This is a genomic window from Ruminococcus turbiniformis (genome assembly GCF_020687545.1).
Taxonomy (GTDB): domain Bacteria; phylum Bacillota; class Clostridia; order Lachnospirales; family Lachnospiraceae; genus Mediterraneibacter; species Mediterraneibacter turbiniformis.
On the sequence record NZ_JAJEQX010000011.1, the window covers coordinates 87267 to 102265 of the forward strand.

Sequence of the window (14999 nt, forward strand, 5' to 3'; positions counted from 1 at the left end):
GGAACGCGTGAATTTAAAAAAAATCAAATTAGTCGAAAAACTGCAGGAAAAACTGAATGAAACTTTAAAGGCAGTCCTTCCCGTGATCGCGATTGTGCTTGTGCTTTGTTTTACCATCGCACCGATTGAACCGGGAATCCTTCTGGCATTTCTGTTGGGAGCAGTGCTGCTGATTGTGGGAATGATGTTCTTCACCCTGGGGGTGGACATGGCCATGTCGCCGATCGGAGAGAGTGTGGGAACATGCATGACCCAGACAAAGAAACTCGGACTTATCATCTTTCTGAGTTTTATACTCGGATTTATTGTTACCATATCTGAGCCTGATCTTCAGGTTCTCGCCGAACAGGTGCCCGCGGTGCCGAATATGATACTTGTGCTTTCCGTGGCGTTCGGTGTCGGTGTATTTCTTGTGTCCGCTGTGCTGCGTATTCTGTTTAACATTACGCTTGCACACATGCTGATCGGACTTTACATCATTGTATTTGCCCTGGCATATTTTGCGCCGGGAGATTTTGTGGCGGTGGCGTTTGACGCCGGCGGAGTGACAACCGGACCTATGACTGTTCCGTTTATTATGTCGCTTGGTATCGGTATCGCCGCGATTCGAAGCGATGAGCGCGCGGAGGATGACAGTTTCGGACTTGTCGCCCTCTCATCTGTGGGACCGATTCTGTCAGTGCTTGTGCTGAGCCTGATTTACCGTCCGGACAGCGCACAGTATGTTCCGGATTCGGTGCCGTTTATCTCGGATTCAGTGGAACTCTGGCACATATTCGCGGAAGAATTTCCCGCCTACATGGGAGAGATCGCGGTGTCGCTTCTTCCGATTATCGTTTTTTTCGTGATCTTTCAGCTTGTTTTCAGAAGAATGTCCCGCAGGACACTGATCAGGATCGCCATCGGTATGGTCTATACTTATGTCGGGCTTGTCGTGTTTCTTACGGGCGTGAATGTGGGCTTTATGCCGGCGGGAAACTATCTCGGACAGGTCCTTGCGGCCAATCCGTATAAATGGATTATCATCCCAATCGGAATGCTGATCGGTTTCTTTATTGTCCGGGCGGAGCCGGCGGTTATTGTTCTGACTCATCAGGTCGAAGATATTACATCGGGATCAATTCCGGCATCGGCGATGGGGATGAGCCTTTCGATCGGTATCGCGGCCTCCGTAGGGCTCGCAATGACCCGTGTGCTGACGGGAATCTCCATCTTCTGGTTTATCATTCCCGGCTATGCGATTGCCCTTGCGCTTTCCTTTTTTGTACCGAAGATATTTACTGCGATCGCGTTTGACTCGGGCGGTGTGGCATCCGGACCAATGACAGCTACGTTCCTTCTGCCGTTCGCGATCGGAGCCTGTGTGAGTGTGGGCGGAAATATTGTGACAGACGCTTTTGGGGTGGTCGCTATGGTTGCGATGACGCCTCTGATTACAATTCAGATTCTGGGACTTGTCTATGAGATCAAGTCCAGACGTCTTGAGAAACTTGAAACAGCGAAAGCGGCGGGTGCGTTTGATCTGCTTCCGGATGACGATATCATTGAACTTTAATTGAGGTAGAGATATGAGTGAAATCTATTTGATGATGACAATTTCAAAGCGGTCTGTGGCAAAGAGGATACTGATGTGCTATGAGCAGAACGGGCTTCCGTCCGTACTGTGTACGCTTGCACAGGGCACGGCTACGAGCGAGACACTCGACTATTTTGGACTTGAAGTTACCGAGAAGACGGTGATGCTGGCTGTGGTTACGGACAACACATGGAAAACAGTGAAACGAGAGCTCGAGGACAGATTTCAGATCGATGTCCCGGGAACGGGGATTGCATTTCTTATGCCGCTCTCAAGCATAGGCGGGAAAAAAGTAATGCAGTTTCTGCTTGACGGACAGGTATATGAGAAAGAAGAGGAGAGTGTGATGAAAAACACAAAATATGAACTGATTGTCGTGATTGCAAACCATGGGTATACAGAGGAAGTGATGGATGCGGCGAGAGCTCAGGGAGCCGGCGGCGGAACTTCGATTCATGCGATGGGAACAGGGCTTGAGCGCGCGGAGAAATTCCTCGGCGTCTCCATTGCGGATGAGAAAGAGATTATCTTTATTGTGACAAAAACAGAGATGAAAAATGCGATTATGAAGTCCATTATGGAGAACGCGGGACTTGAGAGTAAGGCTAAATCGGTTGTGTTTTCCATTCCGGTGACAGATACGGCGGGACTCCGTCTTCAGGAAGTACAGTGACAGGCTTTACGGAGCGGGCTTTTAGAAAAAGTTCATTTGTATAACCAGGGTAAGTGTACTATAATGAAATGGTGTCAGGGGAAGTTTTTTCTCCTGCAGTTTTACAGATGGAAGGGAAGCAGATATGTCAGATCATGATTTCATCCTTGTGGATGAGGAAGATAGAGAGAATACGCGGGAAGAGGGAGAGAAAGCTTCAGACCGCGGGGATAAAAAGAATGTTGTACCGGCTGACGGCAAAAAGGAGAAAGACAGAGAAGACGACGGGTATGAAAAGATATGCTTTATATGCCACCGCCCGGAAAGCGTGACGGGAAAGATGATCGATCTTCCCAACAATATCACGGTATGCCCTGACTGCATGCAGAGAAGCTTTGACGCCATGACCAACGGGTCCGTAGATTTAAACCGGCTGATGAATATGCCGGGGGTACAGTTTTTCAATATGTCTGATCTTGAAAATATGCAGCCGAGACAGCAGAAGATCAAAAAGAAAAAAGAAAAGCCGAAAGAGTTCCATCAGCTCGATATCAAAGAGATACCGGCGCCTCATAAGATCAAGGCCCGCCTGGATGAGTATGTAGTGGGACAGGAATATGCGAAGAAAGCGATGTCTGTGGCCGTGTATAACCATTATAAGAGAGTGGCGACCGGGACGATGGATGACATCGAGATTGAGAAATCAAATATGCTGATGATCGGACCGACAGGAAGCGGAAAGACTTACCTGGTTAAGACACTGGCAAAACTGCTGGATGTGCCGCTTGCTATCACAGATGCCACATCTCTGACCGAAGCGGGATACATAGGCGACGATATCGAAAGCGTAGTGTCCAAGCTCCTGGCCGCTGCAGACAACGACGTAGAGAGGGCAGAGCAGGGAATTATTTTCATCGATGAGATTGACAAGATAGCGAAGAAGCATAATTCAAACCAGAGAGACGTAAGCGGCGAGTCTGTGCAGCAGGGAATGCTCAAGCTTCTTGAGGGAAGCGAGGTGGAAGTTCCTGTCGGAGCAAACAGCAAGAATGCCATGGTGCCTCTGACCACAGTAAACACAAAGAATATCCTGTTTATCTGCGGAGGCGCGTTCCCGGATCTGGAAAATATTATCAGGGAGAGACTTCAGAAGAAGACTTCCATGGGATTTAACGCGGAGCTCAAGGACAAGTACAGAGACGACAAGGATCTTCTCTCGAAAGTGACGGTGGAAGATCTCCGCAAATTTGGAATGATACCGGAATTTCTCGGCCGTCTTCCGATCATATTTACGCTGAAAGGTCTTGATAAGGATATGCTTGTCAAGATCCTGAAAGAGCCGAAGAACGCGATCTTAAAGCAGTATCAGAAACTCCTTGCCCTGGACGAGGTGAAACTTGATTTCGACGACGGGGCTCTGGAGGCCATCGCGGAGAAGGCAATGGAAAAAGATACCGGCGCCCGGGCGCTTCGTGCAATCATCGAAGAATTTATGCTGGATATCATGTATGAGATCCCGAAGGATGACAGCATCGGTGAGGTTACGATTACCCGCGCGTATATCGAGGGCACCGGCGGTCCGGTTATCCGTCTGAGGGGGCAGGAAATGCCTCTTCTCGGATAGAAAATTCAGAGACGGCGCATTGCCTCGAACGTATTATACAGATTCAGCTGACCATATCCCCACTCACGGTTCGGATAGGTCATTGTCCCCGGGCGGACGGCTCCGAGTATGAGCAGACTTTTGATCTGAAAAGAGTCAACGCCCGGGGCTTTCTGTATATAGAGGATCCATTCCAGCATCAGAGCCACGGCTCCCGCGGTGACCGCGGAGGAGACGCACGAGCCGGAACGGGAGGAAAAGCGTCCTCCGGGCATTGGTCCCCGCACGCTGACTCCCGGGGCGGTGATATCGGGTTTCCTTTTTCCGGTCCGCGTATTTCCCCGGCCAGAAGTCTGGGATACCGCGCCGGTGCTGCCGTCGTAGGAAGAGACGGCAACAGGACTGTCCGCGCTGGAGGGATTCATGAGAGTACTGTATGGGTCCGACTCGAGAAAAAAGACTTCACCGCTTAAAAATTCCGCGGGAGGAAGCCACATGTGAAAGACTCCGTCGGCAACAGAGAGCGGTTCCACAACGATTTTCCATATACCGGGAGCAGGGGCGTCAAAGCGGAAGAAGACAAGTTCGGAGCTGCTTTTTTCCACGAGAAGGCGATAGTCTACAGATACTTTTGTGCGTTCAAAGAGAAAGTCTATTTCGGCACCTGCTCCGGCGCGAAGGGGAATGCGTGATGTATTCTCGCCGGACGGAGAAATGATGGAAATGGACAGGACGTTGGGCACTTCCGTCCACAGCTCCATGGAAAATCCCGAGACGCCTTCTCCTACCCGGAGTTCGATGGTTCGCGTGTCTTCCCGGCTTTTAAGTATGTCCGAGCAGTGGTGCCGTTTATCCGCCTCGTTGCCTGTTCCGGCTACAGTGACGCGGTTCGCGAGGGAACTGTATCCATCGATGAGAAATGACAGCGGAAGGGTGCCGACATGTCCGCCCATACTTGTGCCGCATGTCATACACACAACAAGCGGGAGCTGGAGAGAATCAGAGAGATCATTCAGGTATTTCAGACCGAGCATGAGATCGGTTTCCTGGTAGCATACAGCGGTTTCCGGAATGAAATAATAATTCCGGAGATATTTTTTTGCCTGTTTGATTTTCACCACGGCGATGGAGGCCTCCGGAGCGGCTCCGAGAAAGCCTTCCTCCGCGTTGGCGCCCCCGGCGGCCAGGCCTGCCACATATGTTCCATGTCCGCTTTCGTCTGAGGAGGGAACGAGTTCAAAGGGAGATTCCGAGGAGAGAGCGGCGTTAATCTCGTCGCGGGTATATTCACTTCCAAAGGAGAAGCCCTTCGGAGGTGTGCCGCTCTGTACCGTCTGGTCCCATATGGCGGCAATTCGTGTTGTGCCGTCCAGGTTTCGGAAAAGAGAGTTTTCATAGTCGATTCCGCTGTCCAGAAAACCGATAAGAATACCGGAACCCTTAAGCTGCAGGGTGGGATAGTTCTGGACGGGAAGAATACCCGCCTGATTCAGCGTTTCCAGGCTGAGCGGTGTGTAACACTTGGGAATGGAGTTGTAAGAGTATCTGGTCAGCGTGACAGGGTCAGCGGCATCAGAAGGAAGATAAAAGCATTTGTAGCCAAATCCCGCATTCTGTTCACAGCGTTCCTGCTGCATGATACTGTTGAAAAAAGGAGTGCGTACATGATTTCCGATAAAGTCACGGTAGTCTTCCGAGAGAATCTGTTTTCTGCATTCTTCTAAATCCGGCATAGGGGCTCACTTAAGTGTTGTTCGGACTATTATATGCCTGAAGCCGTGAAAAGATTACCTGTCCGGAAGAAAGATAAAGAAAAGAGAACGCAGCTTAAAAAAGTATAAATTCGCTCCGTTTTTGTTGAAGTTGTCGGATAATAGGGTATAATAATGGTATGTTAAGGTCACAGATTTGTATGATATTTACACAGACTTGCTGTGAAAGAAGAAGGGAGACGGATTACAATGAAAGATTTTTTCGAAGATTTGGGAAAACGCATCGGTGAAACAGCGGAGACAATGACAAATAAGGCAGGAGATGCCATCGAGATTCAGAGACTGAAAAGCCAGATACGGAATATGGCAAGAGGAAACGCGGTGGATCTTATGGAACTCGGAAAGATGATCTATGACCGCTACAAAGCTGGAGAAGCGGTAGAGGAGGCTGCGCAGGGACTGTGTGAGGCAATTCAGAACCGTGAGACCAGCATGGAGGATTATGAGAAAAAAATTTCAAAGATTAAAGGAGCGTCCGAGTGTCCGAACTGCGGAAAGCTGGTGGCAAAAGATATGGCCTACTGTCCGTACTGCGGAGAGAAGGTAACCGCAGCGGAAGCAGAAGACTGCGAGGCAGAGGCAGAAGCGGAAGAGACTGACAGCTATGCGGACCAGATGAAGGAAAAGATGGCTGATGCGGCGGAAGACCTCGCGGACAAAGCAGAGGAAGCCGCAAAGAAAGCAGGAGAGATGGCAGAAGAGGCCGCGAAGAAAGCGGGTGAGATGGCAGGAAAAGCTGCGGAGAAGACCGGCGAGATAGCAGGAAAAGCTGCGGAAAAGACCGGTGAGATGGCAGAGAAAGCGGCAGAGAAGATCAGTGATGCAGCGGGAAAGGCTGCGGACAAGTTAAACGAGCAGTAAAACCGTTGCCTGACCGTGAAATACACCGGAGAACCGGATAACTGGAGGTACAGATGAAAATACGACAGCTGCCGTGGGGAACTGCGGGCGCTTTTGCAGCGGATCAGATTATGAAGTCCTATGCGGAGCAGAATATGGAGAAAAATGAGGAAAGAACTCTGACAGACCGGATCGTTCTCCGAAGAGTTCACAACCGGGGAATGTGTCTGAATATTCTCTCAGACAGGCCCCGGATCGTGCGTGGTCTCTCTGCCGCGGCAGCGGGAGTTGTGACTGTGATGTATGCGTCTGCGTGCGTGCGGAAGAAAGGAATCTGCCGGAGGGCGGGTCTGTCCCTTCTCACCGCAGGCGCGTGGAGCAACACATTCGACAGACTTGCGAGAGGATATGTGGTTGACTATATCGGATTTCAAACGAAGAATGAGAAAATCTCCGGGATTACATACAACCTGGGTGACTTTTTCATCGCAGCAGGGTCTGCGCTTCTTGTAATCAGTGAATTGAGAAAAAAGCAGTGAATAGAGAAAAGCCGCCGTCAGAAACCGACAGCGGCTTTTACTGCGTCTATGTCACCGGTGAAGACGATCCCGTCCATGCCAAGCGCACGTCCGGCCTCGATATTTTCCTTCAGATCATCGATGAAAAAACACTCCTCCGGTTTCAGCGTGTATTTCTCGAACAGATACCGGTAAATATCCGGATCGGGCTTCGCCATTTTGATGGGGGCGGAGAAGACGACGCCGTCGAACATGTCGGTCATTCCTTCGGCCTTCGCCCATTCCGCAAAACAGGTCGGGGCGTTGGAGAGAAGATACACAGGCGTTCCGGCACTTTTCAGCTCCCGGATGAAACGAATGGTGTCCTCAAGCGGGATAACGTGGCGCGGCCATTCTCTGAAGAACGTGCGGGTCACTTCCTTCAGCCGCTCCGGAACACGGGCAACTGCCGCCTCGGCGTATTCGTCATAGTCTACGGTTCCTCTGTCGAGTTCGGCCCATCCGGAGTAGACGATCGATGCAAGCATGTCCCGGTCTTCCTCAGAAGAGCAGAACTGATCCAGTATGTAACTTCCGTTGAATCTTCCGACTACATTTCCGTAATCGAAAACAATATTCTTGTATTTCATCGCGTACCCTCCTTAAAAGAATGCTGAAAATATCTGTAAAACTCTTTTTTGATTATAGAAGGGAAGGGGAGGGAAGTCAAGACAGGACAGATGACAATCATGACAATCATGAGTGTGATGCAGAAAGAAATAACTGCTTGTATTTTATCTGAAAAAGTGCTATACTCGCGTCATGGGGTATTAGCGCAGCTGGGAGCGCGCCACATTCGCATTGTGGAGGCCACGGGTTCGAATCCCGTATACTCCATGATAAAAAAGCCCGTGTTTACGGGCTTTTTTCATGTCTGAAAGTCTGAAAATATGTGCTTTACTGTCCGGACTGCCCGGCAAATTCCCGTCTCGGCCGATATCCCGGCGCTCTTTCTTTTTCTTCCTCCGGGATATGATTCCCAAGATAGATCCATCTGCCGTCCTCCTCTTTCATTGTGACCGTATGCCTGAAAGCGCAGTCGTCCCCGTTCTCGATCAGAATCGCCTCGACGTCCAGCGCCCATGTGCCGTCCGGATTCTCCGTACATTTTACAACCTCGGGAAAAGGCTGAAGCTGTCGGACGCGGTTCCATGCCCCGATTGCCTCCCACGGATACAGTCCGGTTCCGGAATCATACCGGGCAATTGTTTCAAGAGCCTCTTTGGGAAGATCAAAGAAAGTCAGTACAACGCTTTCGAACTCGTCCTTTGGGATGCCGCCCTGTACGGAGTCTGCATCGAGCGCTTCTCCGTATTTCATTGCATACAGAAAATCATACAGGTCGTTAAATTCAATTTTGTCCATACTGTCTGTATCCCATTCAGTCAGAAACAGGTTGTTGCAGAAATAGCTGACAGGAAGGATATACTGATTCCCCAGTTCCCGGCACATCTCATCAAGAGGGAGGATACGGAAAAAACTGTGCATGTCCATCTCCTGATTTCTGGAGAGTGCCTGTTCCCAGATCAGCCAGCCTTTGTCCGTGTATTCCCAGTCGTAGACGCGGAATTTTTCAAGCTGCTGAATCCGAAGTTCTGCATCCTCATTGAATTTAGAATTTGCATATGTGACAGTCATCTCGCCTTTTTCTGATTCAAGCGCAAAATATTTGATGTGTCCGCTTGCTGTTATTTCGTAGAACTCGGTATTGGAATGTTTACCCTCTGCGGCGTCACGCAGGCTGCTGTCTGTTTTTTCGTAATTCAGCATGTTAAAGTCGTAGCTCCCGCATGTCACGGCCGCGCCCTGTCCGGATACGGCGGCAATCATCTCATGCACGATCTCTTCGTCCAGGACAATATTGGAGGAACTGCCTTTGTCAGCGGCGGCGTAAATCTCTCTGCACAGGTCACCGGCAGAAGAGATGCGCCTTTGGACAGATCTCTTTTCATTCTCAGTAAGATCGATGTAATCCGCCTCACAGGGATCGCTGTTTTCCGTGTCTTTCGATCCGGAGTCCGTGCTGTTTCCCAATGCGGGGACTGCCCCGGCCTCTGCTTCTTCCCGGGATGCGGTTCCGGGGACAGTCTCCGCAGGAAAACTGCCTGTGTATGCGCCGGAGCAGCCTGTCAGGCAGGTGATACTGAACAATACAGTCAGATATTTTATTACTGGTGATTTTATCATATATCCTTCCCCTTTCATATTCGGGAATCTGAACTGCAGAGATTCGCAGGATATCTATATATTACACTTGTAGGAAAATGACGTCAAGTATATTTTCGCGGGCAGCGATGAGATTGGGAGGAAGGTACCGCATATTCAATGATGCGGACTGCCGCGATTCAATGAATAATTGCGGCAGGCATACGAATCTGCTATACTGAAGAAAAGCAGCTGCGGCTGCAGAAAAGAAGCAGGGAGAAACCATGTTATTATGGAAAGAAAGTACAAGAACAGATATCTGTATCTGATTATTGTGATACTGGTTATCATACTGGTGATACCGTTTGCAATCAGGAAAATGAATGACGCTGTGATCGACAACGTTCAGATGGCGGGGGATGAAAGCGCGCATGTATATGCGCTCAACGAAGCGAGTGTTCTCAATGAATATGAAGTAATACTTGAGACACTGGAATATCAGCTCCGGCCGGAGAACCGCACGGAGGATTATTCGTATCTCATCGGCAGGTACCTGGATTTTGTGATGGATATAAGAGATCTGGGCGAAGTGGAGGCTTATGCGGTCATCGACGGGAAAATACATGCCGCTACTTACTGGGAGGGAGACGAGACGTTTGACGTATACAGTACAGAATGGTATCAGAGAGCCATCGAGGCGGACGGAGAGATTATTTACACGAACGTCTACACAGACGCCCGCCTTCGGGAGAAAGTAGTGACTCTTGCGATGAAAATTCAGGGGACAGATGACGTCGTTGCAGTGGACATGTATCCGATGAGCGGTATGAGAGAAGCACGGACAGCGGGGACTCCTGAGGGGACAAATTATTATCTCTGTGATTCAGAGGGGACTCTTTTGTTCTCCTCTGTCACGGAGGCAGAGCACGATGCGCTGCAGGACAAGTTCAATAATGTTTTCCGGGCTGTGATCAGCGGAGAAAATGAGACTGACACCAATACTGCAGGCAGTGAAAAAAGTGCAGTCAATTATATTACGGGTATAGACGGACAGCGCCGGGGGGTATACTACTATCAGCTTGACTCGGGCTGGTATGCTGTTGTCACGATCCCCTATCAGGTGCTCGTGGAGCCGTATCTTGGCGCGTGGCAGATTTTTGTGGGCGTGATCGTTGTCTTTATGCTGACTGTGATTATTTTTGCCATTATTGATTTCAGGACAAACAGAAAGGCGAAGATCTACAATGAGATCATCGGGGTACTTGGCAATTCCTACTATGCGCTTTACCAGGTCGATCTGACCCGGGGAGAGTATTATATGATGAAGGGCTCGGACTATGTCCGGAACAATATTCCCCGGCGTGGAGACTATGCCCAACTCGTGAACATTATGGAGGAAGTGATTTACAGGCAGGATTACGGTGAATTCAGCCGTACATTTTCCACGAAAAACATGCAGGAGCTGGTCAGAAAACGTGTGCGTGATTTCGGAGGGGACTTCCGGAGACTCTTTAATGGAGAGTACCGCTGGGTACATGTGCAGATGCTCTACGATGAATCCCTTCAGAAGGGAACGGTTGTACTGGCCTTCAGAGATGTAAACGAGGCGAAGAAACAGGATCTTTCCAGACTGGAATTTCTGAAAAATTCGCTGGAATCCGTGGACCGTATGACGAAGAGCAAGAACATGTTCTTCTCCCAGATGTCCCATGACATGCGTACGCCGCTGAATGGAATCATCGGACTTACGAGGATTGCCGAAGGACAGGTAAACGATCCGGAAAAGATGGCGGATACACTGAAAAAGGTCAGGCAGCTCGGGAGTCAGCTTCTGGAACTGATCAATGAAATTCTGGACATTTCAAGAATAGAAGAAGGGAAACTGGAACTTAAAAGTGAGAGTTTCATGATGAAGGAGAATCTGGAGGAGCTGACAGCGATCTATCAGCCGCAGATGGAAGAAAAAGGGAAGATCTTTACAGCAGATCTTGATATCGCAGATGTCTGTGTGGTGGGAGACTGGGGAAAGATACAGCAGATTTTGAACAATCTTCTGTCTAATGCGATGAAATTTACCGGAAGTGATGGTATAATAACGCTGTCAGTAAACGAGACTGTGGACAGCAACAGCAAATACAGAAAATACTGCTTTACCGTCCGGGACAACGGAGCGGGTATGAGCAGGGACTTTTTATCAAGACTTTTTATTCCGTTTGAGAGAGAAGTGCAGTTTGGAGCGGCCAAAGTGGCCGGAACCGGACTTGGAATGCCAATCGTGCATGAGCTTGTGCAGAAAATGGGCGGAACGATCGAGGTGGACAGCGAACTTGGAAAGGGAACGGTATTTGAAGTTACAATTCCGTTCCGCATAAGCGAGGAGACGGCCGGTCCTGAGAGAATAGAAGAGAAAGGATCAGGAGTCTCCCCGCAGGAAGAAGGAGAGGACATCCTGAAAGGCAGGAGGGTTCTTCTTGCAGAGGATAATGCGATCAATATGGAGATCGCCGCGGAGATGCTCGGTATGTTCGGACTGGATGTGATACAGGCATGGAATGGAAAAGAGGCGTATGAGCTGTTTGTGAAAAATGAGCCGCGTTGGTTCGATATCATATTGATGGATATGCAGATGCCGGTGATGGACGGCTGCGAGGCGGCTGAGATGATACGGAAAAGCGGAAAGCCGGATGCAGCGGATATTCCGATTATAGCGGTTACGGCAAATGCGTTTGCAGAAGATATTGCCCTGACTAAGAAGGCGGGAATGAATGCACATATTTCAAAACCAATCGATTTCCGGATGCTGAAAGAAACAATGAAAAAACTGTTAGATGCAAAAAGGGCGGAGTGATCAGATGCAGAGAGACAGCGGGACGCTGGAAAAAGAACAGAAAAATCAGGGGACAATCCTGATTGTGGACGATGATGAAATTAACCGTGCGATACTGGAAAACATTTTTCAGGAGAGCTACGGCGTGGAGCAGGCGGAGAACGGAAAAGAAGGACTCGATATACTCCTGAAAAACTGGGAAAAGTTCTGTGCGGTTCTTCTGGATGTAGTGATGCCGGTTATGAACGGTATGGACGTCTTAAGAGAGATCAGTATGAGAGGGCTCCAAAAGCAGATTCCGGTTTTTCTAATTACAGCGGAAACGGACGACGAAGTGCTCAGGGAAGCGTATTCACTGGGAGTGATGGATGTCATCCGCAAACCTGTTGTGCCATATGTTGTAAAACGAAGAATTGATTCCGTGATCGAACTTTACCGGGCAAGGCGGAGCCTTAGAAATAAGGTGGCAGAGCAGGAGATTGAACTTCTGCGCCAGACGCACCAGATTATCCGGCTGAATATGAGCCTGGCAGAGTCGCTGGCGGCGGCCATCGAATTCAGAAGCGGTGAGTCGGGAGACCATGTACACAGAATTCACGACATTACGGAATATCTGCTGCGCAACACAAAACTTGGAAACGGTCTGGGAGAGAACGAGATCCGGGAGATTTCCCTTGCTGCGATTATGCATGACGTCGGAAAGATTGCGATCCCGGATGCGATACTTAACAAACCGGGACGACTGACATCGGAAGAGTATGAAGTGATGAAGACCCATACAGTCAGAGGAGCGGAGCTTCTGCAGAAGATTCCGAACATGGCGCAGGACCGGATGTTCCGGTATGCCTGTGATATTGCCAGACACCATCATGAGAGGTGGGACGGAAACGGGTATCCGGACGGACTTAAAGGAGAAGAGATCTCTGTGTGGTCACAGATTGTCTCGCTGGCGGATGTGTATGATGCGCTTGTGAGCAGGAGGGTATATAAGGGCGCGATCGAAGTAGACAGAGCGATTGAAATGATCCGCCAGGGCGAGTGCGGCGTGTTCAATCCGGAACTTCTGGAATGCTTTTTCGCCGCAGAGAAGCCAATACGAAGATTATATAAATAGGCAAAAAGGCTGTCTCAATTATAACAACTGGCAAAACTGATATACAGATTATATAAACCGGCACAGGAGAAGGTCGGAGACAGGAGGATTTGAAATGGAAAAACAGGTGATTTATCCGGTGCTCACCAGATTTTTTGAGTCTTATCTCACTGCGAGAAATATAGAAGACACTCTGTCGATGATATCAGATGACATATACAGCGTAGGAACCGGGGATGAGGAAGTCGCATATGGAAAAGAGGAACTGAAACAGCTTCTGCAGCGGGAAATCGCAGCACTTCCCAATTCTATAGGATTCAGAATTGAAAACTACACGGAGAAACGTACGGGAGAGCATACATGGGAATGCTGCTGCCGCATGGAAACGATGACAGATGCGGAAACACAGGGAAAAGTCTATTACAGAACCCGGCTTACCGCAGCATTTAAGGAAGAGAACGGACGCTTTCTTGCAACGGCGTTTCATATGTCCGAGAGCAGCAGATACCAGGAAACGGAAGAGTTTTTTCCTCTGAAGTATGTGTCGGAAAATGCACGGGAACTTAATGGTACGGCTCAGCATGAGCTGGTTGATATTCTCTGCCAGATGATGCCGGGCGGGATCATAGGCGGCTACATAGAAGAAGGGTTTCCGCTCTATGTTGTGAACGATACACTGCTTGAAATGATGGGATATACTTATGACGAGTTTATCGAAGAGACCGGGGGGAATATTGCAAACAGTTTTTATGAAAAGGACCGTGAAAGAGTGACCCGGCTTGTTATGGAGCGGCTGCGGTCAGGAAAGCAGTATGCGGTAGAGTACAGAGTCAAGAAAAAGGACGGTACTTATCTGTGGGTATACGATATCGGCCGGAAGATTGTCGCAGCAGACGGAAGAGATGCGATCATAAGCGTACTTGTCGATATTTCGGACAGTATGAAGGTGAGAAAACATCTGATGGAGGAGGCTGAGAAAGACTCCCTGACAGGAATCTACAACAGAAAAAGCGGGGAACTGATGTTTGACCGTAAAATGCGGAAGGGTGAACCCTATATATTCCTTATGATAGATCTGGATAATTTCAAGCGGGTCAACGATATCTACGGACACGAGGCGGGCGATAAAATGCTTCGTTTTACCGGGCAGCTTCTGAAAAATTCGTTTCGGCAGACGGACGTTGCCTTCCGCCTGGGCGGAGATGAGTTTGTCCTTTTTGCGCATCCGTGCAGCAGTATCGACGCAATCCGGGAAAAGGCAGAGAATATGATCAGCGCATACCAGAAGGAAGCGGAGATCCGCTATCCGCTGGCCGGGACTTCTGTGTCGATGGGCGGCGTGTATGGCACAACGGCGAAGTCCTTCTCCGATCTGTATAAAAAGGCGGACAGAGTGCTCTATGAGATTAAATACAGCAGCAAGGGCAGATGCGTTATACGTGAACTGGAATCATAATGAAAAAGGGGCTGTCGGGAAATAGATAGTCCAAATCAGGGGCAGATGTGACTCATACGAGTCACATCTGCCCCTGAAATTTATCCTCTAAAAAGAGAAAAAGATGGCTAACGACAACCATCTTCCTCTCCGTTCCATGTTATAATGGAACTATGCTAAAACAAGATTATTATAACGATTTTTTTGAAATTGGGCAACAAAAAATTAACTTCAGTTTCTTCGAATTGAGTTTACCCGATGACGATCCAGTCTATACCCTAAAAAACGTGATGGAGGAGTTGGATTTTTCAGGCCTGCTGGCCTGTTATTCAGATAAGGGAAGAACCGGGTTTAACCCAATCATGCTGTATGCTGTTGTTACCTATGCAAACATGCGCGGAGTCCGGGCTGTTGACCGTATTGTTGACCTGTGTCAGAGAGACCTTGCATTCATCTGGCTGACCAAAGGGCAGAAACCCCAGAGGGATGTTTTTTATGA

Annotated in this window: 11 protein-coding genes, 1 tRNA gene and 1 pseudogene; 10 read left to right on the forward strand and 3 right to left on the reverse strand. The window is 49.1% G+C overall.

Features of this window, described 5'->3' with window-relative positions:
* Positions 1-7: 7 nt before the first annotated feature.
* The 3 genes from LKD70_RS07895 to clpX all read left to right on the forward strand — a co-directional run bounded on the left by LKD70_RS07895 (position 8) and on the right by clpX (position 3852).
* Complete coding sequence (locus LKD70_RS07895) at positions 8-1555, forward strand: DUF1538 domain-containing protein (RefSeq protein ID WP_227707484.1); 1548 nt, start codon at positions 8-10, stop codon at positions 1553-1555.
* A 13-nt stretch (positions 1556-1568) separates the two neighbouring features.
* Positions 1569-2249 (forward strand): P-II family nitrogen regulator, encoded by a 681-nt coding sequence (locus LKD70_RS07900; RefSeq protein ID WP_227707485.1) that lies wholly within the window; start codon positions 1569-1571, stop codon positions 2247-2249.
* A 124-nt stretch (positions 2250-2373) separates the two neighbouring features.
* A complete protein-coding gene (clpX, locus tag LKD70_RS07905; RefSeq protein ID WP_227707486.1) occupies positions 2374-3852 on the forward strand; it encodes an ATP-dependent Clp protease ATP-binding subunit ClpX in 1479 nt (492 codons plus the stop codon).
* Positions 3853-3857: 5 nt separating this feature from the next.
* On the opposite strand, the gene LKD70_RS07910 is transcribed toward clpX, so the two are convergent.
* Positions 3858-5564 (reverse strand): S8 family peptidase, encoded by a 1707-nt coding sequence (locus LKD70_RS07910; RefSeq protein ID WP_227707487.1) that lies wholly within the window; start codon positions 5562-5564, stop codon positions 3858-3860.
* Positions 5565-5792: 228 nt separating this feature from the next.
* Between LKD70_RS07910 and LKD70_RS07915 the strand changes: the two genes are divergently transcribed.
* On the forward strand, positions 5793-6464 hold the full coding sequence (locus LKD70_RS07915) for a zinc ribbon domain-containing protein (RefSeq protein WP_227707488.1): 672 nt from the start codon (positions 5793-5795) through the stop codon (positions 6462-6464).
* Between the two features lie 53 nt (positions 6465-6517).
* Positions 6518-6982, forward strand: coding sequence for a signal peptidase II (locus LKD70_RS07920; protein ID WP_227707489.1), 465 nt, complete (start codon positions 6518-6520; stop codon positions 6980-6982).
* 17 nt (positions 6983-6999) lie between these two features.
* Here the strand turns inward: LKD70_RS07920 and LKD70_RS07925 are convergent, their stop codons facing one another.
* A complete protein-coding gene (locus LKD70_RS07925; RefSeq protein WP_227707490.1) occupies positions 7000-7590 on the reverse strand; it encodes an HAD family hydrolase in 591 nt (196 codons plus the stop codon).
* A gap of 174 nt (positions 7591-7764) precedes the next feature.
* On the opposite strand from LKD70_RS07925, the gene LKD70_RS07930 reads away from it, so the two are divergent.
* Positions 7765-7837, forward strand: a tRNA-Ala gene (locus tag LKD70_RS07930).
* 60 nt (positions 7838-7897) lie between these two features.
* On the opposite strand, the gene LKD70_RS07935 is transcribed toward LKD70_RS07930, so the two are convergent.
* A complete protein-coding gene (locus LKD70_RS07935) occupies positions 7898-9187 on the reverse strand; it encodes a DUF6070 family protein (protein ID WP_227707491.1) in 1290 nt (429 codons plus the stop codon).
* 250 nt (positions 9188-9437) lie between these two features.
* Between LKD70_RS07935 and LKD70_RS07940 the strand changes: the two genes are divergently transcribed.
* The 4 genes and pseudogenes from LKD70_RS07940 to LKD70_RS07955 all read left to right on the forward strand — a co-directional run.
* On the forward strand, positions 9438-11993 hold the full coding sequence (locus tag LKD70_RS07940; protein WP_227707493.1) for a hybrid sensor histidine kinase/response regulator: 2556 nt from the start codon (positions 9438-9440) through the stop codon (positions 11991-11993).
* Positions 11994-11997: 4 nt separating this feature from the next.
* On the forward strand, positions 11998-13086 hold the full coding sequence (locus LKD70_RS07945) for an HD domain-containing phosphohydrolase (RefSeq protein WP_227707495.1): 1089 nt from the start codon (positions 11998-12000) through the stop codon (positions 13084-13086).
* A gap of 94 nt (positions 13087-13180) precedes the next feature.
* The gene (locus LKD70_RS07950; protein ID WP_227707496.1) at positions 13181-14521 is read left to right on the forward strand and encodes a diguanylate cyclase; all 1341 of its coding nucleotides are present in this window, start codon (positions 13181-13183) and stop codon (positions 14519-14521) included.
* A gap of 152 nt (positions 14522-14673) precedes the next feature.
* Positions 14674-14999: pseudogene (locus tag LKD70_RS07955) on the forward strand (hypothetical protein); the annotation flags it as partial.